This is a genomic window from Micromonospora sp. NPDC048894 (genome assembly GCF_040649765.1).
Lineage (GTDB): Bacteria > Actinomycetota > Actinomycetes > Mycobacteriales > Micromonosporaceae > Micromonospora > Micromonospora antibiotica.
The window spans coordinates 75,030-96,771 of record NZ_JBEZFY010000018.1 but is presented as its reverse complement, the minus strand read 5'-3'; the positions used below and the strand labels follow the sequence as shown (position 1 = coordinate 96,771).

Annotated in this window: 24 protein-coding genes; 11 read left to right on the top strand and 13 right to left on the bottom strand. The window is 73.2% G+C overall.

What is annotated here, in order from left to right; all coding sequences use genetic code 11:
* Nucleotides 1–59: 59 nt before the first annotated feature.
* From AB0C22_RS28470 to AB0C22_RS28455, 4 genes are all read left to right on the top strand, one after another.
* Entirely contained in the window at nucleotides 60–974 is a 915-nt protein-coding gene (locus AB0C22_RS28470) for an AraC family transcriptional regulator (RefSeq protein WP_357538002.1), read from the top strand.
* A gap of 7 nt (nucleotides 975–981) precedes the next feature.
* Nucleotides 982–1,437 carry an Rrf2 family transcriptional regulator gene (locus AB0C22_RS28465; RefSeq protein WP_208569873.1) on the top strand — a complete coding sequence of 152 codons (456 nt, stop codon included), beginning with the start codon at nucleotides 982–984 and terminating at the stop codon, nucleotides 1,435–1,437.
* A gap of 110 nt (nucleotides 1,438–1,547) precedes the next feature.
* Nucleotides 1,548–1,727 carry a DUF4236 domain-containing protein gene (locus tag AB0C22_RS28460; RefSeq protein WP_208569874.1) on the top strand — a complete coding sequence of 60 codons (180 nt, stop codon included), beginning with the start codon at nucleotides 1,548–1,550 and terminating at the stop codon, nucleotides 1,725–1,727.
* Nucleotides 1,728–1,853: 126 nt separating this feature from the next.
* On the top strand, nucleotides 1,854–2,384 hold the full coding sequence (locus AB0C22_RS28455) for a potassium channel family protein (RefSeq protein ID WP_219468943.1): 531 nt from the start codon (nucleotides 1,854–1,856) through the stop codon (nucleotides 2,382–2,384).
* Here the strand turns inward: AB0C22_RS28455 and AB0C22_RS28450 are convergent.
* Nucleotides 2,344–3,348: a hypothetical protein gene (locus tag AB0C22_RS28450; RefSeq protein ID WP_357538000.1), complete on the bottom strand. Its 1,005-nt coding sequence runs from the start codon at nucleotides 3,346–3,348 to the stop codon at nucleotides 2,344–2,346. The two genes, AB0C22_RS28455 and AB0C22_RS28450, sit on opposite strands and share 41 nt — an antisense overlap.
* 24 nt (nucleotides 3,349–3,372) lie before the next feature.
* Nucleotides 3,373–3,894 (bottom strand): VOC family protein, encoded by a 522-nt coding sequence (locus tag AB0C22_RS28445; RefSeq protein ID WP_208569876.1) that lies wholly within the window; start codon nucleotides 3,892–3,894, stop codon nucleotides 3,373–3,375.
* Between the two features lie 50 nt (nucleotides 3,895–3,944).
* On the opposite strand from AB0C22_RS28445, the gene AB0C22_RS28440 reads away from it, so the two are divergent.
* A complete protein-coding gene (locus AB0C22_RS28440) occupies nucleotides 3,945–4,406 on the top strand; it encodes a MarR family transcriptional regulator (RefSeq protein WP_357538033.1) in 462 nt (153 codons plus the stop codon).
* 57 nt (nucleotides 4,407–4,463) lie between these two features.
* Nucleotides 4,464–6,311 carry a tetratricopeptide repeat protein gene (locus AB0C22_RS28435; protein ID WP_357537998.1) on the top strand — a complete coding sequence of 616 codons (1,848 nt, stop codon included), beginning with the start codon at nucleotides 4,464–4,466 and terminating at the stop codon, nucleotides 6,309–6,311.
* A 238-nt stretch (nucleotides 6,312–6,549) separates the two neighbouring features.
* On the opposite strand, the gene AB0C22_RS28430 is transcribed toward AB0C22_RS28435, so the two are convergent.
* Both AB0C22_RS28430 and AB0C22_RS28425 read right to left on the bottom strand, forming a co-directional pair.
* Nucleotides 6,550–8,109: an ATP-binding protein gene (locus tag AB0C22_RS28430; protein WP_255599173.1), complete on the bottom strand. Its 1,560-nt coding sequence runs from the start codon at nucleotides 8,107–8,109 to the stop codon at nucleotides 6,550–6,552.
* 41 nt (nucleotides 8,110–8,150) lie between these two features.
* Nucleotides 8,151–8,807, bottom strand: a complete 657-nt coding sequence (locus AB0C22_RS28425) for a response regulator transcription factor (RefSeq protein WP_208569879.1) — start codon at nucleotides 8,805–8,807, stop codon at nucleotides 8,151–8,153.
* 94 nt (nucleotides 8,808–8,901) lie between these two features.
* Between AB0C22_RS28425 and AB0C22_RS28420 the strand changes: the two genes are divergently transcribed.
* Both AB0C22_RS28420 and AB0C22_RS28415 read left to right on the top strand, forming a co-directional pair.
* Nucleotides 8,902–10,086 (top strand): sigma-E factor regulatory protein RseB domain-containing protein, encoded by a 1,185-nt coding sequence (locus AB0C22_RS28420; RefSeq protein WP_357537996.1) that lies wholly within the window; start codon nucleotides 8,902–8,904, stop codon nucleotides 10,084–10,086.
* A gap of 375 nt (nucleotides 10,087–10,461) precedes the next feature.
* The gene (locus AB0C22_RS28415) at nucleotides 10,462–12,720 is read left to right on the top strand and encodes an ATP-binding domain-containing protein (protein WP_357538031.1); all 2,259 of its coding nucleotides are present in this window, start codon (nucleotides 10,462–10,464) and stop codon (nucleotides 12,718–12,720) included.
* Nucleotides 12,721–12,961: 241 nt separating this feature from the next.
* Here the strand turns inward: AB0C22_RS28415 and AB0C22_RS28410 are convergent, their stop codons facing one another.
* Nucleotides 12,962–13,354 (bottom strand): hypothetical protein, encoded by a 393-nt coding sequence (locus AB0C22_RS28410; protein ID WP_219470819.1) that lies wholly within the window; start codon nucleotides 13,352–13,354, stop codon nucleotides 12,962–12,964.
* 514 nt (nucleotides 13,355–13,868) lie between these two features.
* On the opposite strand from AB0C22_RS28410, the gene AB0C22_RS28405 reads away from it, so the two are divergent.
* Nucleotides 13,869–14,153, top strand: coding sequence for a hypothetical protein (locus AB0C22_RS28405; protein WP_208569925.1), 285 nt, complete (start codon nucleotides 13,869–13,871; stop codon nucleotides 14,151–14,153).
* 171 nt (nucleotides 14,154–14,324) lie between these two features.
* On the opposite strand, the gene AB0C22_RS28400 is transcribed toward AB0C22_RS28405, so the two are convergent.
* From AB0C22_RS28400 to AB0C22_RS28390, 3 genes are all read right to left on the bottom strand, one after another.
* Nucleotides 14,325–15,305: a sporulation protein gene (locus AB0C22_RS28400; RefSeq protein WP_357537995.1), complete on the bottom strand. Its 981-nt coding sequence runs from the start codon at nucleotides 15,303–15,305 to the stop codon at nucleotides 14,325–14,327.
* Between the two features lie 65 nt (nucleotides 15,306–15,370).
* Nucleotides 15,371–16,636, bottom strand: a complete 1,266-nt coding sequence (locus tag AB0C22_RS28395) for a multidrug effflux MFS transporter (RefSeq protein WP_357537993.1) — start codon at nucleotides 16,634–16,636, stop codon at nucleotides 15,371–15,373.
* Between the two features lie 72 nt (nucleotides 16,637–16,708).
* Nucleotides 16,709–17,377, bottom strand: a complete 669-nt coding sequence (locus tag AB0C22_RS28390; protein ID WP_357537991.1) for a TetR/AcrR family transcriptional regulator — start codon at nucleotides 17,375–17,377, stop codon at nucleotides 16,709–16,711.
* A 53-nt stretch (nucleotides 17,378–17,430) separates the two neighbouring features.
* On the opposite strand from AB0C22_RS28390, the gene AB0C22_RS28385 reads away from it, so the two are divergent.
* The gene (locus AB0C22_RS28385; RefSeq protein WP_357537989.1) at nucleotides 17,431–18,285 is read left to right on the top strand and encodes an alpha/beta hydrolase; all 855 of its coding nucleotides are present in this window, start codon (nucleotides 17,431–17,433) and stop codon (nucleotides 18,283–18,285) included.
* A 57-nt stretch (nucleotides 18,286–18,342) separates the two neighbouring features.
* Here the strand turns inward: AB0C22_RS28385 and AB0C22_RS28380 are convergent, their stop codons facing one another.
* The 3 genes from AB0C22_RS28380 to AB0C22_RS28370 all read right to left on the bottom strand — a co-directional run bounded on the left by AB0C22_RS28380 (nucleotide 18,343) and on the right by AB0C22_RS28370 (nucleotide 20,275).
* Nucleotides 18,343–18,684, bottom strand: a complete 342-nt coding sequence (locus AB0C22_RS28380; protein ID WP_357538029.1) for a hypothetical protein — start codon at nucleotides 18,682–18,684, stop codon at nucleotides 18,343–18,345.
* Between the two features lie 130 nt (nucleotides 18,685–18,814).
* Nucleotides 18,815–19,375: a DinB family protein gene (locus AB0C22_RS28375; protein ID WP_357537987.1), complete on the bottom strand. Its 561-nt coding sequence runs from the start codon at nucleotides 19,373–19,375 to the stop codon at nucleotides 18,815–18,817.
* 126 nt (nucleotides 19,376–19,501) lie between these two features.
* Entirely contained in the window at nucleotides 19,502–20,275 is a 774-nt protein-coding gene (locus AB0C22_RS28370; RefSeq protein WP_357537985.1) for a phosphotransferase, read from the bottom strand.
* A 101-nt stretch (nucleotides 20,276–20,376) separates the two neighbouring features.
* Here AB0C22_RS28370 and AB0C22_RS28365 point away from each other — a divergent pair, with 101 nt between their 5' ends.
* Nucleotides 20,377–20,808: an NUDIX domain-containing protein gene (locus AB0C22_RS28365; protein ID WP_357537983.1), complete on the top strand. Its 432-nt coding sequence runs from the start codon at nucleotides 20,377–20,379 to the stop codon at nucleotides 20,806–20,808.
* Here AB0C22_RS28365 and AB0C22_RS28360 read toward each other — a convergent pair.
* Together AB0C22_RS28360 and AB0C22_RS28355 are read right to left on the bottom strand one after the other, a co-directional pair.
* Nucleotides 20,782–21,216 carry a hypothetical protein gene (locus tag AB0C22_RS28360; RefSeq protein WP_357537981.1) on the bottom strand — a complete coding sequence of 145 codons (435 nt, stop codon included), beginning with the start codon at nucleotides 21,214–21,216 and terminating at the stop codon, nucleotides 20,782–20,784. The two genes, AB0C22_RS28365 and AB0C22_RS28360, sit on opposite strands and share 27 nt — an antisense overlap.
* A gap of 57 nt (nucleotides 21,217–21,273) precedes the next feature.
* A complete protein-coding gene (locus tag AB0C22_RS28355; RefSeq protein ID WP_357537979.1) occupies nucleotides 21,274–21,639 on the bottom strand; it encodes a DoxX family protein in 366 nt (121 codons plus the stop codon).
* Nucleotides 21,640–21,742 lie beyond the last annotated feature (103 nt).

Sequence of the window (21,742 nt, the reverse complement as noted above, 5' to 3'; positions counted from 1 at the left end):
GCGACCGGGTCCCGTCGCCGGGATGCGACCCCGGCCGTCCCCGGTTACGGTCGAAGACGATGGTCCCTTCCGGTCAGCTCCCCCCGGCAACCCGTCCCGACCTGCCCAGCCCCGAGATCGACATCTTGGAGCTGGGCGACCTCACCCCCGGCGCCGGCCAACCCCGGCCGGTCCTGCTCGACAACGATCTGCTCATCCTGGTCACCGGTGGGCACGGCATCGTCGAGCTGGACTTCCACGCGCTGCCCTGCCGGCCCGGCACCCTGCTGCGGGCCACGCCCGGCCAGGTGTTGCGCTGTCCCGCGCGGCTCGACGCGATCGTGCTGCGCTGGCACGCCGACGCCCTGCACGGGCTGGACGTCGACCCCGCCGCGGTGCCGCACCACCACCAGCTGACCGGTGAGGACGAGGACGCCGTCATCAACGAGGTCTCCCAACTCGTGGTGGACCACCGGCGGCACCGGGACGACCCGGCCGCCCGCGCCCTGCTCCGGCACCAGCTCGCCGTCCTGCTCATCCGGCTGGCCCTGCTGCCCGGTGCCCGCGACTCCGAACGGGCACCCGACGACACCGATCCGCAGCGGACCGAGGCGGCCACGTTCCGCCGGTTCTGCCGGGAGGTGGAGGCGGGTTACCCGTACACCCGCCGGGTGGAGGACTATGCGGCCCGCCTGGGCTGCTCGGTGCGTACCCTGACCAGGGCCTGTCTGGCGGTGACCGGGCGCAGCGCCAAGCAGGTGGTCGACGAGCGGGTCGCGCTCCAGGCCCGCCGGCTGCTCGCCGCCACCGACGAGCCGGTGGCCCGGATCGGTCGCCAGCTCGGCTTCCCCGAGCCGACGAACTTCGGCCGGTTCTTCACCCGGGAGGTGGGGGTGAGCCCGGGTGCGTTCCGGGCCGCCCGGGGGCGGTCACCGCAGCGGATCGTCGCGCCACGTCGACCCGGCGACCCCTGCACCCCCGCCGGACGGGCATGATGGCAGGGTGCAGATCTCCGCGCGCGGCGACTATGCGGTTCGAGCGGCCCTGAGCCTGGCCACCGCCTACCCCTCCCTGCTCTCCACCCAGGCGATCGCCAGCGAGCAGGACATGCCGCGCAAGTTTCTCGAAGCGGTCCTGGCCGACCTGCGTCGGGCCGGCGTGGTCCGCGCGCAGCGCGGCGCCGAGGGCGGTTACACCCTGGCCCGACCGCCGCGCGAGGTCACCGTCGGGGCGATCCTGCGCGCCGTCGAGGGCCCGTTGGCCGGGGTACGCGGGCTGCGCCCCGAGGAGACCCGGTACGAGGGCTCGGCGGAGAACCTTCCCCGGCTCTGGGTGGCCGTCCGCGCCGCCGTCCGACAGGTGCTCGACGAGGTGAGCCTCGCCGAGGTGGTCAGCGGCCGGCTCCCGACGCACGTGCGGCGGCTGACCACCCTGCCCGACGCGTGGGAGCCGCGCTGAGTCACCGCGTCCGTCCAGCTCGGACCGGAGCAGGTTTCGGATTTGGTGGATGCGGGCATCTACCGGGTCGAGACGGCAACGACGACAGGAAACGCGAAGGGAGCGCCACGATGGGCCTGATGTTTCGTAAGCGCAAGAAGTACGGGCCGATCATCCTGAACTTCACCGAGAACGGCTTCTCGTCGTGGAGCATCAAGATCGGCCGCTGGTCCTGGAACTCCAAGGCCAAGGCGCACCGCGTCGACCTGCCGGGGCCGCTGTCCTGGAAGCAGGACAAATCCCGGGCGTGACGTCCTTCGTCGAACGGGGCACCGGTGGTTCACCGGTGTCCCGTTCGACGTCTGTGCCCCGGTAGGGCACCGGTCGGGTTCCGGATTCGCCGGGTCGGCCCCGCCCCTACGGAGCAGAATCGCCGCATGGCACGCGACGACGGGAGCTACGCGCGGGCACGCCGGCACACCCTGGCGGCCTGCGCCCTGCTGTTGGTCAGCTACTTCCTGATCCCGTTGGAGCCTGATCCGAACGGCCTGCGGCTGACCCTGCGCGCGGTGGGCACCCTGCTGTTGATCGCCGTGGTCACCTTTCTGGTGACCCGCCAGGTGGGCCGTCAACTCGGTGCCGGTGCCCCGGTCGGCGAGGACGAGGTCCGGTCGTTGAGCCGCCTGGTGGTGGCGCTGGTCGCCGGGCTGCTCGCCTTCGCGGTGGCCGACTACGTGGTGGCGGGCAGCGGGCCGGACCAGTTCTCCGGGCTGCACACCCGGCTGGACGCGCTCTACTTCGCCCTGACCACCCTCACCACCGTCGGCTACGGCGACGTACACGCCCAGGGGCAGCTCGCCAAGGCGATCGTCTGCGTGCAGATGGTGTTCAGCATCGGGGTGATCGCCACCGGGGCGTCCATCGTGGTCAGGCAGTTGACCGGGCGGCCGGGGCGGGGACCGCGCTGATCAGCACGTCCCCGCCGAGCCGCCCGTGCTCCGGGTCGCGGCTGACCGCACCGGTGTCGAGCAGCTCGGTGAGCGCGCGCCCGGCGTCCACCGCCCGGTACGCCGTCGCGGTCAGCGCGTGCCGCCGCAGCTCGGTCACCGTACGCGGGCCGTGCCGGGTCAACTCGGCGAGCAGTTCGCCGCACAACGGACCGGCCGCCGGTGGCCCGGCGACGTCGAGCAGCCCGCCGGCCGGGTCGCGGTAGCGGATCGCAGCGCCCCCGCCGGTCACCATGGACCCGTCGGCGGCCCCGGACCCGTCGGTGACCCTGGACTCGTCGCCCGCCCCGGGCCCGTGGGTGACCCTGGACCTGTCGGCGGCGCCGGACCCTTCGGCGGCCCAGAGGGCGTCCTTGAACGCCTCCAGGCTCCTGTCCAGCCCGGTGCCGAAGGCCACCCGGCTGGCCGGTGACCCGTCGACGGGCACCAGCTCGACCTCGGCGACCAGTGGAAACCCGGCGGCGGTCAGGGCCGGCCGCAGGGCGGTGGTCGTGGCGGCGGTGAGCAGCACCTCGGCCGGTCGGCCGGTGGTCGTGGCGGCCAGCAGCGCCCGGTCCGGCGGCACGCCGTCGACCAGGGTGAGCAGCGGTGCGCCCGCCGCGCCGGCCGCCTTGAGTGCCACCGGCAGCCGGGCCGGGTCGCCGGGCACCACGTGCACGGCCACGTCACCGGGCAGGCCGGCCTCGACGACGCCGAGCCGGGCGGGCAGTTCGGGGCCGCCGTCGGCGAGCACCAGCACGGTGAGCCGCCGGCCCCGGAGCCGGTCGGCGTGGCCGGCCACCACCCGCAGGGCCGCCTCGGCGCTGCCCGGATCACCGGCGTACGCCAGCGCGAGGGTGGCCCGCCGGGAGCGGTGCAGCGCCCCCGGCAGCCAGTGGTCGAGCTGGCGGACGAGCAGCTCCGGCAGGACGGCGTCGATCGACATGCTGTCGTTCTACCCTACGGCCGTTCAGACCGGGACGGAGATCCCCACCCCGCCCCGGGTCTGGCCGCCGTAGCGGGCCCGTTCGCGGTCGAGGTCGAGCCGGCCGATCCGCTTGCGGGCGGCGAGGGTGTCCTCGTCGAGCTGGTCGGCCGGGACGATCCAGACGATCTCGAACTCCAACCCGTCGGGGTCGCGGCCGTAGAGGCTCTTGGTGGTGCCGTGGTCGGAGGTGCCGACCAGGGCGTCGGCGGCGGCCAGCCGCTGCGCGGTCGCGGCCAGCTCGTCGAGGGTGTCCAGCTCCCAGGCCAGGTGGTAGAGGCCGACGGTGGCCCGGCCGGCCTGCGAGCGGCCGGCGTTCGCGCCGATCTCGAACAGGCCGAGGTCGTGGTCGTTGGTCGAGTCGGGGGCCTGGAGGAAGGCCGCGCCCCGGAACCCGTCCGGGGTCATCGGCACCGGGCGGAAGCCCAGCACGTCGCGGTAGAAGTCGATGCTGCGACGCAGGTCGGAGACGTAGAGCACGGCGTGGTTGAGGCGGTGGATTCCCATGCCGCCCACGGTAGCGCGTTTTGGTTGAGCGTTCAACTATTGCGGCTATGATGACGGTCATGACCCGCTGGCTGGACCACGACGAGCAGCAGACCTGGCGTGCCTTCCTGACCGCCTCCCGGGCGCTGAGCGACACCCTCGACCGCGAGCTGCAACGCGACGCCGGGATGCCGCACGCCTACTACGAGATCCTGGTCCGGCTCTCCGAGGTGCCCGACCGACAACTGCGGATGAGCGAGCTGGCCGACCTCACCGGCTCGTCACGCAGCCGACTCTCGCACGCCGTCGCCCGGTTGGAGACCGCCGGCTGGGTCCGCCGCGACGAGTGCCCCACCGACCGGCGCGGCCAGATCGCCGTCCTCACCGACGACGGTTTCGCGGCCCTCGCCGCCGCCGCGCCCGGCCACGTCGAGGGGGTACGCCGGCACCTGTTCGACGCGCTCAGCCCCGCCCAGGTGGACCAGCTGCGCCGGATCAGCGAGACGTTGGTCGCCCACCTGACCGGTTCTTGACCAAGTTGCCGACCGGCAAGGGTTGTACTAACGGTTGCCGGCCAAGCACGATGGGGCGTGTCTTCCGGCTTCGGTGAACTGACCCTCCAGGCGCAGCACCTGGTGTCCGCCGGCGACCTGGCCGGCGCCCAGCGTCTGCTGGCCGACGCGCTGACCGACGCGGACCCCCGTCCCGACCACGCCTCCCCCGAGCTGGCCGAGGCCGCCGGCCTCCAGGCCCGACTGCTGGTCACCCTCGGCGAACCACACTCGGCACGCGGCTGGGCCGCCTTCGCGTACGCGGCGTCGAGCCGGTTGTACGGCATCTCCGACCAGCGGACCATCTCCACGGCGGCCACCCTGGCGGCGGTGCTGCACCGGGTCGGCAGCGACGCCCGCGCCGCCCGGCTCTATTCCGAGGTGATCCTGGAGCTGACCGCCTGGGACGGCCCCGAGTCGCTGCGGGTGCTCGCCGCGCACGCCGACCTGGCCACCGTGGAGTACGCCCGGGGCCAGTGCGCCCAGGCCCGCGAACGCCTCCAGGACGCGTGGGAGCTGCACCGCGAGGTCTACGGCGACGGGCACGCCAGCGGGATCAAGATGCTCGCCCGGCTCGGTGCGATGCAACGCGACTGCGGCCGTTTCGACGAGGCGCACGACAACCTCGCTCTCGCCCGCGAGCTGGCCCGCCAGCACCTGGCCGCCGACGACCCGCTGGCCCGGCAGGTCGCCGCGCTGGCCCGGGCGGCTGCCGACCCGGATCACGTCTGCGACGACGAGCCCACCCCGGAACGCGACGCGCCGGTGGTGCCGGCCGCCCGTACCCCACCACCCGCCGAAGGGCCCCCCGACCTGTCGGCCTGGTCGGCCGGGGTGGTGCCCGCCGACGAGGCGTACCCGCCGACGGTGCCCGGCCAGCGGCTACCCCCCGACGACACCGGCTACCCGCAGGGCACCGGGCGGCCCACCGCTTTCGGTCACCCGGCGGGCTTCGACCCCCCCGACCAGCCGACCGGCGCCGGCTACCCCACCCGTGACGGCACCGGACACCCCGGCGGCACCGGCTATCCGGCCACGTCGGACCGTCCGGCGGCATCGGGTTATCCGACGACGCCTGGCTATCCGGCGGCATCCGGCCATCCCTCGACGTCCGACCATCCGGCGACATCGGAAACCTCGGCCGGGTCGGGCTATTCGGCAGGGTCGGGCTATTCGGCCGGGTCGGACCATTCGGCTGGCTCTGGCTATTCGGCCAGGTCAGGCTGGGGCGGGGACGACGGTCACTGGCCGCCCGAGTCGGCCACCACGACGGCCGGGTCCGGGGTGACCGGCGACCGGCGGGAATTCCCCTACGCCCCGCCGCCGGGCCACCCCGGGCAGGAGGCCGCCGGGGTACGCCGGGTCGTGCCGGCGGAGCCGCCGGTGGACCCGTCCCGACTGCTGCCCGTGCTGGTGCCGCGCCGGCACGCCCCGCCCCCACGCCGCCCGGGTGCCGTACCGCTGGTGGCGGTCGGGGTCGCGGTGGTGCTGCTGGGCGCGATCGCGGTGATCGCCGGGGTGTCCCAGGTGGGCAGTTCCGACGACCCGCCGCCCGTCGCACCGAGCGGGGCAACGCCGACCGCCGCGACGCCGAACGCCGTCCCACCCGCCTCACCGGGGACCCCACCAGGCAAGGTGACGCTGCGCGACCGACCCGACGGCATCACCCTGACCTGGACGTACCCGGCCGGGAGCGAGGGGCCGGTGATCCTCTCCGCCGCCAAGGCCGGGCAGGATCCCCGCCCGTTCCAGACCCTGCCGCCCGGCACCGACAACTTCGTCGTACACGGCCTGGACCGCACCACCAACTACTGCTTCACCGTCGCCGTGGTCTGGTCCACCGACGTCGTGGCCCGAGCCAAACGCATCTGCACCACCCGCCGCTAACCCCCTCCCCCCTCCCGCCTCCCCCCTCCCCGCCCCCGCCCCCGCCCCCGCCCCCGCCGGAGTTGATCAAGAGCTTTACGTCACCCCACCCTCGATCTTTGACGCAAACCTCTTGATCACCCAGGCAATCGGTTGGACGCGGCGGTGATCAAGAGGTTTGCGTCACCCACAACGAAAATCCTGACGCAAACCTCTTGATCAACTCGGGTGGGGGTGGGGGTGGGGGTGGGGGGGGTGGTTAGTCGGGGTCTGGGAGGGTCGGGAGGTGGAGCCGGACTGTCAGGCCGGGTTTCGCGTCGGTGAGGTCGACCGTGCCGCCACCCCGGCGGACCAGTTCCCGGACGATGGCCAGGCCGAGCCCGGCGCCGCCCGCGTCCCGGGCCCGGCCCTCGTCCAGCCGGGTGAACCGGCGGAACACCCGGTCCCGGTCCGCCACCGGGATGCCCGGCCCGTCGTCGGTCACCGTCACCAGGTGGTACGCCCCGTCCGTCGTCGACTCGACGGCCAGCACGACCCGGGTACGCGCGTGCCGGACGGCGTTGTCGACCAGGTTGCCCAGCACCCGGCGCAGTTCGTCGGGGACGCCAACCGTCCATACCGGCCCCGACGCCGCAGCGACGAGCACGACCGGCGGCCCGGACGGATCCCCGACACCCGGCGGGACGGTCGCGCTGCCCCCACCCGACAGCACCGATGAGCTGCCCCCACCCGACGGAACAGGCGGAACGCCGACACCAGCCGGAACGCACCGGCTGACCACATCCGACGGGACAGACGAAGGGCCGGCCCCGGGTGGGGTGGACGGGTCGTCCCCGTCCGGTGGCTCCGTCGCGGGGGAGGGCGGTGGGCCCGGCCAGCGGGCGGCGACCTCGGCGAGCAACCCGCCCAGCTCCACCGGCCCCGCCTCGCGGGCGTGACCGGCCCCCGGTGTCGGCTGCTCGTCGAGTCGGGCCAGCAGCAGCAGGTCGTCGACGAGCCGACCCAGCCGTTCGGTGTCGGCGAGCAGGTCGGTGGCGACGACCGGCCAGTCGGTGCGGTCGCCGAGGCGCTGGGCCACCTCCAGCTCGGTACGCATGTTCGTCAGCGGGCTGCGCAGCTCGTGTGCCGCGTCGGCGAGGAACGACCGTTGCCGGGCACGGGCCGCCTCCAGCCGGTCCAGCATGTCGTTGAGGGTGACCGCCAGCCGGTGGATCTCGTCCTGGGAGGCGGGCACCGGCAGCCGGTCGGCCGCGTCCCGGCCGGTGATCTCGGCTGCCCCGCTGCGCAGCGCCTCGACCGGCCGCAGGGTCGCCCCGACCACCCGCCAGGCGACCACCGCGAGCAGCCCCACCAGCAGCGGGAAGGCGACCAGCAGCACGGTCCGGGCGGCCTGGGTGGCGTGTCGGATGTCGACGGTGGAGCGGCCCACCAGGACGGTCAACGGTTCCCCCGCGGACTGGGCGGGCACCGCCACCACCCGCACCGGCCCCTCCCAGCCGAGGCGTTGGCCGGGCACCACGGTGCGTTGCCGGCCGGTGCCGGTGAGCTGGTCGGGACGGACCATCGGCACCAGCCGGTCGGCGTCGATGGAGGCGGCCCGGATCCGCCCGGCGGAGTCGACCACCTGTACCCGGAGCTGCCCGCCGGCCACCGGCAGCGGGTCGGGCAGGGCGTTCTCGCCGGCCAGCCGGGCGACCGCGTCGGCGGTGCGGAACGCCTCCTCGTCGACGGTGCGTTGCAGCGTCCAGCCGAGCGCGACCAGCAGCACCACCCCGCCGAGGGCCAGCCCCACGGAGAGGCCGGCCACGCCGAGCACCATCAGTCGGGCGCGCAGGCCGAGCACCGGCCAGCGGGGGCGTCTCACGAGGTCAACCGGTAGCCGGCACCCCGGACGGTCTCCAACCGGTCCCGGCCGATCTTGCGGCGGAGGTAGCCGACGTACACCTCGACCGCGTTGGGTGCGGTACGCAGACTGGCGTCCCAGACGTGGTCGAGCAGTTCGGTCTTGGAGATCACCTCGCCGGGGCGGCGGATCAGGTACTCCAGCAGTGCGAACTCCCGGGCGGTGAGCACCACCTCGGTGTCGGCGCGGGTGACCCGGCGGCGGGCCGGGTCCAGTCTCAGGTCCCCGACGGCGAGGACGGTCGGCCGTTCCGGGGCGCCCCGGCGCAGTAACGCCCGCAGCCGGGCCACCAGCACCACGTACGAGAAGGGTTTGGTCAGGTAGTCGTCGGCCCCGCAGTCCAACCCGTCGGCCTGGTCGTACTCGCCGTCCTTGGCGGAGAGCATCAGCACCGGCAGCCAACACTCGTCGGCGCGCAACCGGCGGACCACCTCGTAGCCGGACAGGCCGGGGAGCATCACGTCGAGGATCATGGCGTCGTATCCGCCGTGCCGGGCGGCGTCCAGCCCGGCCGGCCCGGTGCCCGCCGTGTCCACCACGAACCCCTCGGCGGTCAGGCCGCGCTGCAACGCCGCCGCCAGCCGCGTCTCGTCCTCCACCACCAGCACCCGCATCATCCCAGCGTGCCACCCCGACGCGACCGACCGGGACGCCGTCCTCAGCCGGCTCACAGCACCCGACGGGCAGGATGGTCCCAGGAGGTGCCCCATGTCCGTACTGAAGAACCGTTCCACCCTGCGGTGGCTGGTGCCACTGGCCGCCGCGGTCACCGTCGTGGGCGGAGGTGCCGCGATCGGCACGTTCGCCGCGAACGCCGAACCCGCGCTGCCGCCGCGCAGCGCCGCCCAGTTGCTCGTCGACCTGCAGACCGCCCGGTTGGACGGGCTCTCCGGCACGGTGGTGCAGCGCGCCGATCTCGGGCTGCCGAAACTGGTCGGCCTGGCCGGTGGGGATGCCGCGCTGCTCAGCGGCACGCACACCCTGCGGGTCTGGTATTCGGGTCCGGACCGGCAGCGGGTCGCGTTGCTCGACACCCTCGGTGAGCGGGACGTCATCCGTTCCGGCCGGGACGTGTGGACCTGGGACAGCAAGGCCAACACCGCGACCCACCGGACCCTGCCGGAGTCGACCGGGCGGGCGGCGGAGGGCGCGTTGCCGGTCACCCCGAAGGAGGCCGCCGAGCGGGCGCTGGCCGCCGTCGACCCGAGCACGCTGGTCACCACCGGCCGGTCGGCCACCGTCGCCGGTCGGGACGCGTACGAGCTGGTGCTGACCCCGCGTGACCAGGCGTCCCTGGTGCACCAGGTGCGGATCGCCATCGACGCGACCGAGCACGTGCCGCTGCGGTTCGAGGTGCTCGCCAACGGTGCCGACCAGCCGGCCTTCGAGATGGCCTTCACCCAGGTCGACTACCGCCGGCCGGACGCCGACCAGTTCACCTTCAACCCGCCGCCCGGGGTGAAGGTGACCGAGGCGACCGGCGACCTCCCGGGTCCGGAGGCCGGGTCGAAGGACGGGGCCGGGTCGAAGGACAGGGCCGGGTCAAAGGCCGACGCGCACCGGAAGGCCGGGGCCGCGGCGAAGCCCGGGGCGGGCGACGACACCGGTCTGCGTACGGTCGGGACCGGCTGGACCACCGTGCTGGTGGCGCGGACGGACGCGGCGGACGCGGCGCGCACCCCGGTCGGTGACGCGGCGAAGCCGGGACCGGCCGACGGACCCGGCGCGGCGCAGGCCCTCGACATGCTCAACGGGTTGCCGAAGGTCAGCGGGGACTGGGGCAGCGGCCGGCTGTTCGCCGGGAAGCTGTTCAGCGTGCTACTCACCGACGACGGGCGGGTGCTCGCCGGGGCGGTGACCCCGGAGCGGCTGTACCAGGCCGCGCGGGGCTGAATCCTGCACGCTACGACCCTCGGGGGTCCGGGCCGGCGCGAGCCGGTACGGGCCCCCGTCGGCGTGTGCCGGTACAGGCCCCCGTCGGCGTGTCCGACCCCGGCAGCGCCGACCTCGCCTGCCGGGAGGGTGGCAACACACCGGGTGGGACGCCCTGCGGTGTGCCACGGGAAGGTGGCGTCGGCCGGGGCAGGGTGAAGGCTTGGTGGAGTGCCGACGCAGGCGGTATCTTGAACAGTTCCCGAAATACAAAAAGGAATGGCACAAAGCCATTCCAGAAGCGATTTTAATCGACGAGGAGACGGCTTGTCAACGCACCCGGACGAGCTGCGGCAACCCGACGACGAGATCGGCCGCGAGCAGGAGTACGTCTCGATGCTCTACGGCCGGCTGGACGACCTGCGTGAGCAGGCCACCCGACGGCTCACCGACGAGCTGCGCACCGGCGGCGGCACCCTGCAGGACCGCTCGCAACGTGACAGCGCCGTGCGGATGTACGCCGACCAGGTAGAGCAGTTCTCGGCGGTCGAACAGGGGCTGGCCTTCGGTCGGCTCGACGGGGCCGACGGCAGCCGGCACTACGTCGGCCGGATCGGCATCTTCGACACCGACGGCGACTACGAACCGCTGCTGATGGACTGGCGCGCTCCCGCCGCCCGGCCGTTCTATCTCGCCACCGCCGCCAACCCGCAGGGTGTCCGGTTGCGGCGGCACCTGCGTACCCGGGAACGGAAGGTCACCGGCCTCAACGACGAGGTGCTCGACATCGAGACCGCCTCCCCCACCGGGCACGAGGAGCTGACCGGTGAGGCGTCCCTGCTCGCCGCGCTCAACGCCGGCCGGACCGGCCGGATGCGGGACATCGTCGAGACCATCCAGGTCGAGCAGGACCGCATCATCCGGGCCGACCTGCCCGGGGTGCTGGTCGTGCAGGGCGGCCCCGGCACCGGCAAGACGGCCGTCGCGCTGCACCGCGCCGCGTACCTGCTCTATACCCACCGCCAGCAGCTCTCCACCCGGGGCGTGCTGCTGGTCGGGCCGAACGCCACCTTCCTGCGCTACATCTCCCAGGTGCTGCCGGCCCTGGCCGAGACGGGGGTGCTGCTCAGCACCCCCGGCGACCTCTTCCCCGGGGTCAGCGCCCGCCGCGCCGAACCGGCCCGCACCGCCGCACTCAAGGGTCGGTCGGTGCTGGCCGAGGTGCTCGCCGCCGCCGTCCGGGACAGGCAGTGGGTGCCCGACGCGCCGCTGGAGATCGAGTTGCCCCAGCGGGAGGTGCTGCGGCTGGACCCGGAGACGGTACGCCTGGCCCGGGACCGGGTCCGGCGCACCGACCGCCCGCACAACCTGGCCCGTGCCCTGTTCGACATCGAGGTCGTACACGCCCTCGCCGAGCAGGTCGCCGAGCGGATCGGGGCCGATCCGCTCGGCGGGGACAACCTGCTGGAGGAGGCGGACCGCGCCGAGATCCGCCGGGAACTGCGCGAGGAACCGGAGGTCACCGCCGCGCTGGACCAGCTCTGGCCGGTGCTCACCCCGCAGCGGCTACTCGCCGACCTGTACGCCTCGCCGGAGCGGATCGCCGCCGCCGCGCCGATGCTCACCGACGACGAACGTGCCCTGCTGCACCGGCCGCCGGGCGACGGCTGGACGCCGGCCGACGTGCCGCTGCTGGACGAGGCCGCCGAACTGCTCGGCGAGGACGAGCGGGCCGCAACCGCCCGCCGGGAACGCATCCGCTCCTTCCAACGCGAGTACGCCGAGGGTGTGCTGGAGATCGCCCGGGGCTCCCGCTCGATCGACGTGGAGGACGAGGCCGAAGGCGGTGAGATCCTCGGTGTCACCGACCTGATCGACGCCGACCGGCTGCTGGAACGGCAGGAGGAGACCGACCGGCTGACCACCGCGCAGCGGGCCGCCGCCGACCGGAGCTGGGCGTTCGGGCACATCATCGTGGACGAGGCGCAGGAGTTGACCCCGATGGCCTGGCGGCTGCTGATGCGCCGCTGTCCGAGCCGGTCGATGACGATCGTGGGGGACGTGGCGCAGACCGGTGCGCTGGCCGGCACCCCGTCCTGGGCCGAGGCGTTGGAACCGTACGTGGCGCGGCGCTGGCGGCTGGAGGAGCTGACCGTCAGCTACCGCACCCCGGCGGAGGTCATGGCGGTCGCCGCCGAGGTGCTCGCCGGGATCGACCCGCAGCTGCGCCCACCCCGCTCGGTACGCCACAGCGGGGTGCCGCCGTGGGACCGGACCGTCGAGCCGGGCCGGCTCGGCGTGGAACTGGTCGAGGCGGCCCGTCGGGAGGCCGCCGGGCTGGACGGTGGCGGTGCGGATGCCCGCCCGGATGACCGGGAGGGGCGGCTCGGGGTGATCGTGCCGGTCGGGCGGGCCGACGAGCTGGCGGGTGTACTGCTGGCCGCGCTGCCCGAGGCGGCGGTCGGCGAGCAGCCCGAGCTGGAGAGCCGGGTGGTGCTGCTCACCGTCGGCCAGGCCAAGGGGTTGGAGTTCGACTCGGTGCTGGTGGTCGACCCGGACGGGATCGTCGCCGAGTCCCCCCGGGGCCGCAATGACCTCTATGTCGCGCTGACCCGCGCCACCCAACGCCTGGGGGTGCTCCGCCCGACCCCTTGACCCCCACCTCTCGAAGAGGGCCACCGCGTTCACCGGGCGACCGCCGTGGGGTCCGCCCGATCCCTCGACGCCCACCCTTCGATGCCCGACCCCTTCGACGCCCGACCCCGGCCCCGACGCACCGGGCCCGTGATCGGCAAGACCGTGCTGCAACATGGATGTAGTGGCCTCCCGGCGAGAGGAGACCACTACATCCATGTTCGAGCGTGATCATGGGGCGGGTGCCCCTCCAGCAGCGCGGTCAGTCGTCGGAGAAGTCGCCGATCTCGACGGCGCTGGCCGACTGGTCACTGACGGGGCCGCCGGTCGGAGTGCTCAGCCCGCCGGTGGTGGCGTCGCCGGTGGTCGTCGGTGCGACCGTGCCCGGGTGTCGTCCGGGCTGCCGGGCCACCCGCCGAACACTGGCCGGGCCGGCGGTGCCGCCGGTGGTGGTCACCGCCCCCTGGCCCCGGGTCGGGCCACCGTCGCGCAATACCTCCGGGTCGATCGGCACGTCGGCCACGTCGTCCGGGTCGTCCTCCTGGAGGGCTCTGGTCACGTCGACCCGGGGCACGGTCACCTCGTCGAGCGCCCCGGGGCCGTACACCCCGGCGGTGAGCCGCTCCTCGGCCTTACGGGTGGAGTTCCGCATCATGTCGTCGTCGCGCACGTCCATCACCTCGCAGAGTCTCGGCGGAACCCGCTGCGTGCCCGTGGCCCGCACGACCAAACACCGCATCCAGCCCCGGGGACCAGGTCAGCAGCAGGCGGTCGAGACAGCGACCGCACCCCGCCCCGCCCCCGGGCGGACCGCACCCGCCCCGACCACGCGTGGGCCGCACCCCGCTTCGGCCCGGGCGGACCGGAGCTGGGTCGGCGCGGCGTCGCCGCGTACCACGGTCGGGGCACCGGAGGGCTGGCCCGGCGGCGGCGGAATTTCGGCCGGAGCCGGTGTTACCTGCTCGCCGTCGGGGGGTAGACCCAGGGTGCCCCCGCCACAGCAGGCGAACCGTGCCGTGGCCGACCGCGGTAGCGGGGTGAGGGAGCGCAGGTACTCATCAAATCCTGAGGAGGACCAGATGAGCACGCAGGCTGCATCCACCAGGCCCATGAACCGGCCGATGGACACCGCCCAGCGCAACGCCATGATGAACGAGCAGACCCGGCAGATGCCGATGATGCACGACGGGCACCGGGAAGCGATGCCGTCTCCGGGTACGGAGACCAAGCAGTCGTTCCTGACGACCGAGTTCTGGGTGTACGCCGCCGCAGTCGCGGTCGTGGTGATCTCCGCCTTCTGGCGTGGTACCGCCACGAACGGCCTGAACATCAACAACCCGACGCAGGCGTGGTGGTTCCTGACCGCCCTGACCGGCGCCTACCTGGTGAGCCGGGGCCTGGCGAAGGCGGGTTCGGCACGGCGTTCCGGCGCGGAGCGCAAGGGTCGTCGCTGACCGTAGCTGACCCGAGCAGCGCGAGCTGCGCGGGACGATGGCCCCCGGGATTGCTCCCGGGGGCCATCGCTGCTCTGGGGGACCGCCGAGCAGGGTCCGGCCGTCCCGGTGTGTCCACACCGGACCAGGGACCCGCCCGGCGACGGCCCGTCCGCCGGACGTGACCTCAGTTCACTCGTCGCCGCCGAAGTCGCCGCCGTCGTCGTCGCCCTCGAAGGCGTCCTCGATCAGTTCACCGGCGACCAGGCCACCGGCGACACCGAGCGCCGCACCGGCCACCACGCCGCCCATCCCCGGGCCCCGGCCGTGGTGGCCGTGGCCGTGCATCGGGTAGCCGTGGGTGGGGGCACCGTATCCGGAGGAGGCGCGCAGGTTGCCGTACGTGGAGGTGGTCTCGCGCAGCCAGCCGTCGACGACCTGGACCCAGTCGACCCGGTCGACGTCGGTGTGGGAGACGGTGTAGCGGCCGAAGACGTCGTGCCCGGAGCTGAGGAAACCACCCCGCTTGTCGCACTCCAGCACCACCTCGACCCCGTGCGGGCCGGTCACGAAGGTCAGCTCCAGCTCGGTGATGGCCTGCGCGTACTGGGGTGCGGCGAAGAACTCGATCTCCTGGTAGAACGGCAACGTCTGCTGGGAGCCCCGGATGTGACCCCGCTCCAGGTCGGCGTGCTTGAACCGGAAACCGAGCTGCTGGAACGCGCCGAGGATGTGCTCGTGCACCGGCAGCGGGTGGACGTTGACCTGGTCGAGGTCGCTCTTGTCGACCGCGCGGGCGATCGCCAGCTCGGTACGCAGCCCCATGGTCATGCCGTGCAGACGCTGACCGTATACGTCGGTGATCGGGGTCTCCCACGGCACCGGCAGCTGGAACGGGAGGGCGAGCTGCTGCTTCGGCGCGAGCTGGAGCGGGCCGCTGACCACCATCCGGTGGAACTCCATGACGCCGGCGTACTCGCTGTCGCCGCCCTCGATCTCGACCCGGGTGACCAGGCCGATGACGACCTGCTCGATGTTGGCGGGGGCGTCCCCGCCGACCAGGTTCACGTTGCCGTCGAGGGTCAGGCCGGGCCGGGTGTTCGGGTTGGCCAGGACGGTGTCGACGCTGGGCCCACCGACCCCGAACGCGCTCAGCATCTTTTTGAAGACCATCGGAACTCCCGCTTCACGGTCGGCGCGTACTCCACCGTGGAGCACGCACGGTTACCCGCCGCACCCTAATTGCCAGGACTGTGAAGTGCCTGAAAGGACGCACCGGGGCGGGCCAGCAGCACCAGCATCACGCAGGCCACCACGAAGAAGACCGCCATGGCCGCCGCCATCGGCAGCAGGCTCGCGTACCCGAGGAGGCCGGTGAGGGGTGTGACCAGCGCGCCCGCGAGGAAACCCAGACCACCCTGGAGCGCGGCGGTGGTGCCGGCGGAACGCCGGCCGGCCTCCTGCGTCAGCGCGGTGCTGGCCGGCAGGGTCAGACCCATGCCGGCGACCACCACGGCGAGCAGCGTCCACGGCACGGCCAGCGGCCACCCGGCCTCCCGGTCGACCAGGGCGACGACGAGCAGCACGAGGGTGGCCACGGTGGACGCGGCGAGCCCGGCGGCCCGCAACCGGCCGGCTCCTACCCGCCTGACCAACACCCGGAACAGCAGCCCGGCGGCGGCCATGCCGGCGGCGTTGGTGGCGAAGATGAGGGTGTATCGGGACTCGTCCACCCGGTAGGCGGTCTGGAAGACGAACGCCGAGCCGCCGATGTAGGTGAAGAACCCGGCGATGGCCAGGCAGAGCACGATCAGGTTGGTGAGCACCGTCCGGTCGCGCAGCAGGCCGGCCATCCGCGCCAGCGCCGGGCGTGGGCCGCCGTCGTGCCGGCGGTGCGCGGGCAGCGTCTCCGGCAGGCCGACCAGCGCGGCCACCGCCATCGCCGCCCCCAGCCCGGTGAGGGCGACGAAGACGGTACGCCAGGTGCCGTGGTCGAGGATCACCCCGCCGACGGCCGGTGCCAGCACCGGGCCGAGGAACGTCACCGAGGCGATGCTGCCGAACCGGGCGGCGGCCTGGTCGCCCTGCCACGCGTCGGTCACCATCGCCCGGCCGAGCGCCACCCCGGTGCCGGCCGCGATCCCCTGCCCGAGCCGGGCGAGCACCAGCACCCCGGCGGTCGGGGCGGCGGCGCAGAGCAGCGACAGCAGCACGAAACTCACGGTGCTCACCAGGACGATGCCGCGCCGGCCCCGTACGTCGCTGACCGGGCCGAGCAGGAGCTGACCGGCGGCCACGCCGATGATGAACGCGGTCAGGGTCAGCTGCGCCATGGTGGCGCTGGTGTCCAGGGAGCGCCGCAGTTCGGGTAGGGCGGCGATGTACGCGTCGGTGGCGAACGGCCCGACCCCGGTCAGCAGCACCAGCGCGATCATGGAGGGCCTACCCGCCACCCGGCCGGGCCGGTACGACGTGGACGGCGTCTCGACCCGCGGAGGTGTCACCCATGGACCGTAGTCCCGTGACCGGGCGGGCGCAGGGTTGTGGTGTCGGGCCGCCATCAGGCGCGTCCGAGCCTATCCGGCGTCGTCGACGAGCAGGCCGCGCAGGACGCTGCGTACCGTCGTCGCGAAGAGGTCGCGGGGCGCGGACGGTGACGGGTCGGTGACGGCGGCGACCAGGTTCGGGTAGGCCGCCAGGTCGGTGCCGGCGAAGCCGACCGGCGGGGCGGCGGACTCCTGCCGGGCGAACAGCGACGTCACCCCGGTCATCATGGCGATCGCCTCGAACTTGGTGGTGGTCGCGGCCGGCACCGGCCGCAGGACGGCCAGGCAGTGGTCGAACCAGGCCAGGCTCTGCGGGCCGGGGGCGGTCGGCCGGGGCAGAACCTCCACCAGCCAGGGGTGCCGGCGGTAGAGGTCGAGTTGCCGCCGGGCGAGGCGCAGCATGGTGTCGAGCCAGTCGTCGCCGGCCTCCGGGTAGGGGCGCAACTCCCCCGCCGCCCGGTCGACCATCAGGTCGAGCAGGTCGTCGCGGGAGGACAGGTAGCGGTAGAGCGAGCCGGCGCCGGTGTGCAGCGCGGCGGCGACCGCCCGCATGGAGACCGCGCCGATGCCGTCGGCGTCGGCGGTCGCGATCGCGGCGGCGACGATCTCGTCCCGGGTGTGTGTCGGCGCGGGCCCGCGCTGCCCACGGGCCGGCCGGGACCAGATCGGGGTACGCGCTGGCTCGTCGGGTGAGGTCACCGCTACACTCTAAAACTGCAAACGGTGTTCGCAGTTTTGTTGGGGAGGACGACATGCAACAGCACTGGACCGAGCAACGGGTACCGGCGGCCGACGACGCCGAGATCGTGCTCCACTCCACCGGCAGCGGGCCGGGCATCATCGTGGTGCACGGCGGTGGCGTCACCATCGAGGTCTACCGCCGACTGGCGGTGCGGCTGGCCGACCGGTTCACCGTGCACCTCTACAACCGTCGCGGCCGGGCCGACGCGGCGGCCCGCGCCGAGCCCTACGACGGCGAGCAGGACGTCGACGACCTCGCCGCGCTGCTGACCGCCACCGGGGTCGGCAACGTGCTCGGCCACAGCGGCGGCGGCTTCGTGGCCCTGCGCGCCGCCGCCCGTGGACTGCCGATCGACCGCCTCGCTCTCTATGACCCGGCGGTCCAGGTCAACGGCCTGTTCCCCCTCGACTGGGTGCCCGCCGCCCGCGCGGCGGCACACGCGGGCGACATCGCCCGCGCCCTGGCGATCACCGGGGCCGGCCTCAACACCCAGTCGGCCACGTCGCGCCTGCCACTGGCCGTCCAGGTGGCCATCTGCCGGCTGTTCCTGCGTACGACGATCGGGCGCACCATGGGCGACCTGCTGCCGACCACCCTCGACGAGAGCGCGCTGATCCAGCAGCACGACAGCTCGCCGCAGCGGTGGGCCGGCATCACCGCCGAGGTGCTGCTGGCCTACGGCGGCAGTGGCCCGCCCTATTACCGGCCGATCAACGAGGCGCTGGCCGGGGCGCTACCGCACGCCCGCACGCTGGTGGTGCCGCGCGCCGGTCACGACGCCCTCAACCGGGCCCCGCAGCACCTGGTCGACGCGCTCGCCGACTTCTTCACCACCCCGGTCACCTCGCAGCGGGCCCGCTCCTGACCAGCCGGCGGACAGCAGGCGGGCCGGCCTCAGCCGGTCACGCCGACCCGCCCGCCCTCACCGACCGGTGAGCACCGGCGACGTGATCACCGACAACTCCAGCACGGCCGGCAACGCCGCCACACCCGGACCACCGGCCCGAACCCAGGCGACCAGATCAGCTACCACGGCACCGTCGGCGACAAGTCCGAACCAGACCGGCCGCGCCCCGTGGCGTCGCGCGGCCGGACTGGGCTGCACCACCATCACGTTGGACTGCGCGCACACGTCCAGGCACAGACTGGTCCGCACTCGATGATCCGGCTCCAGAGCCTCTCGCAGACCGTCGAGCTGCGCGTCGTGATCGACCGTCGGGTGCTTGGTCCGGCTGCCGCAGCAACAGTCCCGGCACACCGTCACCGTGCACCCCTCGGTCAAACCCGTTCCTCCCGTAGTGCCCCCTCACCACGGTAGCCGCACCTCCGCCTTCGACCTCGGCCCAGAACTCGTCCGCGACGATCCACGGGGTTGCGCACCCCTCGTCGGGCGGCTACTGGCCCGTACGTCCATCGATGCATTCGCGGAGCAGGTCCACGTGGCCACAGTGCCGCGCGTACTCCTCGACCATGTGGATCAGGATGTCGCGGACGCTGACCTGCTCGCCGTTGGCCATGCTGACCATCGCGCCGAGATCGGTCACCGAATCCAGCCACCTGTCAGCCATGGCGATCTGTTCTCGCCAGGTGGTGAACGCATCGTCCACGACGTTCGGGTCAGCCACCGCACCGTCGAAGTCCCGGTCGGGTTCCTCGGTGGACCAGTAGAGCGGCGGCGCGTTCAGGTTGCCCTGCAGGATCCGGTAGAACCAGTTGTGCTCCACGGCGGCCATGTGGCGGAGCAGGCCGAGCAGGCTCATCGTCGACGGCGGCACCGACCGGGAGGCCAACTGCTCCGGTGAGAGGTCTTCGCACTTCATGCCCAGCGTCAGGCGGTAATTGGACAGGTAGCCACGGATGGTTGCCAGTTCGCCCTCAGGGCTGACGGCGGACCTGGGGTCCGCTTCGGGTTCCGCCCACATGCCGTGGTAACCGACGTGCCGCTGACCGGTCATGCGTGCACCCTTCCCGATGGCTGCAATCCTGCCAAACCCGTTTCCGTGGGCGTCCGTGTTGTTGTCGACGCGCTCACCTCGGCAAGAGCGAGTCGCTGGTGGTGGCGTCTCCGCCCACGAGTGCGGTCACCGCGTCCAGAAGGCCGCCGGAAGGGCCTCGACGTCGGTCGCGGACCGTTCGAGCAGTGCCGCGATGGGCAGCAGGGCGGTCGCCGCAGCATCCCCGGCGTCGGCCAGGTGACGGATCACGTCCGCCTGCCGCCGGGCCCGCTGCGGCACGGCGGCGGCGAACCCACCCCGGTCGCCCCCGTAGCCGTACGCGTCGAGCAGCAGACGCAACCGGCGGGCCCGCTCGCGCAGGTCGCCGTCGGTCAACGGGCTGCCGTCGCGCGGTGATGCCAGCGGCACCCAGGTCAGCGCGGAGAACGCCAGGTCCCACTCCCGCGACGACGGGCCGGCGGTGTCCCAGTCGCAGAACCCGACCAGCCGGTCACCGTCCACCACCGCGTTGTAGGGGGACGCGTCCTGGTGCCCGACGACCAGCCCGGGGCCCATCGCGCGGCCGACGAACCAGCACTCGTCCGGCGGCGGCGTGAAACCGGCGGTCAGGTCGTGGACCCGGCGCAGCCACCGGCCGACCTGCACCAGCATCACGTCGGCCGACGCCCAGTCGGGCCAGGGCTCCCGGCCGCCGATCGTCTCCCCCGGCAGATAGCTGAGCATCTCGCGGCCCTGGTCGTCGAAGCCCAGCGCGCGGGGGGCGGCGTCGAACCCGGCGTCCTCCAGATGCCGCAGCACCGCGTGCACGGTGGTCGTCCACCGCGACGCCCGCTTGTGTACGACACCGTCGATCAACACGGCACCCGTGGTGTTGCCGCCGGGAAGCACCTCTTCACGCATCTGCCGGGTATACCGTGCGTCACGACGCCGACGACACCGAATTTCCTACGGCCGGACCCGACCACGGCCCGACTGTCCCACCCCTGTGGTCGAATCCCGGCATGCACATCGTCGTCTGCGGCGCACTCGTGGTGAACGACGCGGCTCTGCTGGTGCACCGCAGTCCGGCCCGCCTGGCGTACCCGGATCTGTGGGATCTGCCCGGGGGTCACGTCGAGGCGGGCGAGTCCGAACGCCAGGCCCTCGCCCGTGAGCTGCGCGAGGAGGTCGGCGTCGAGATCGTCGCGGAGTCCTGCTCCCGGCTGGGCGAGCTGCGGTCCGGCAGCGGCAAGGACGCCGTACACGTGGGTGTGTGGCACGTCGGAGCCTGGCTCGGCTCGCCCACCAACCGTGCGCCCGACGAGCATGACGACCTCGCCTGGGTCGGGCTCAGCGAGCTGGGCGGGCTTCCCCTCGTGCACAGCGGCCTACCGGCGCTGCTCCGCGCCCTGGACCGGCCGCCCGCCTCACGCCTGATCGAGGAGGTGGCGTGACGGCAGGTAGTCGATCTTCGTATCGGCGTAGACGCCGAGCGTGCCGTCGTCGAGGCACCTCAGGCCGACGCTGAGCCAGCGCACCTCGCCGTCGGCACCGAGCGCGTAGCCGACCGCGACGGCGAACTCCTCACCCCCGCAGGGGCAGGAGCAGGAGTCGTGACCCGTCTCGTCCCAGTAGTCGGCGCTGTCGCCGATGAAGGCGACCGTGCCGCAGGCGAGGCAGGTCCGCCGGGTCGCCTCCTCCTCGTCGATGTCGACGCGGAAGGCACGGCCGTCGCACCCGGCGCACCGGGACTCCACCACCGTGGCGACCGGGTAACCGCCCGCCGCGAAGTAGCGGAGGTAGTCGGCGAGGTCGTCGACGTTCTCCCCGCGCCACAACTCCCCGGACCTGTCGAGTGCCATCCCGGCATTCTGCCTGGTGCGGGCGGCGCGTCGGCGAGCGGATGAACCTCGTCCGACTCAAACCCAGGTGGTGGCCAGCCAGGTGGCGACGGCGGCGGTCACCAGCAGGACGATGTTGAGCCCGATCTGGCGGTTCTCGCCCCGGGACAGGTGCACCGCGATGCCGCCGACCTGGATCAGGACGAACCCGACGGCCGCCGCGACCGCGAGCCAGGGTGCGATCCCGGTCAGCGGCGGCAGGATCAGGCCGGCCGCGCCGAGCACCTCCAGCACCCCGATGGCCCGGACCAGTGGCATGGGTACGCGGTCGACCCAGCCCATCATCGGTTGCAACTGCTCCCGGCTCTGGGCGACCTTCTTGCCCCCGGCGTAGAGGTAGAAGACGGCCAGCAGGGCGGCGACGATCCAGTAGGCGAGTGTCATGACGGGCCCCTCCGACTCTGAGCGCGATGGTTACGGGAAGGAAGTAGCCACATCATGTGTCAGTATCGGAGGGCTTACAAAAGGCACACGGGTGTGCGTAAGG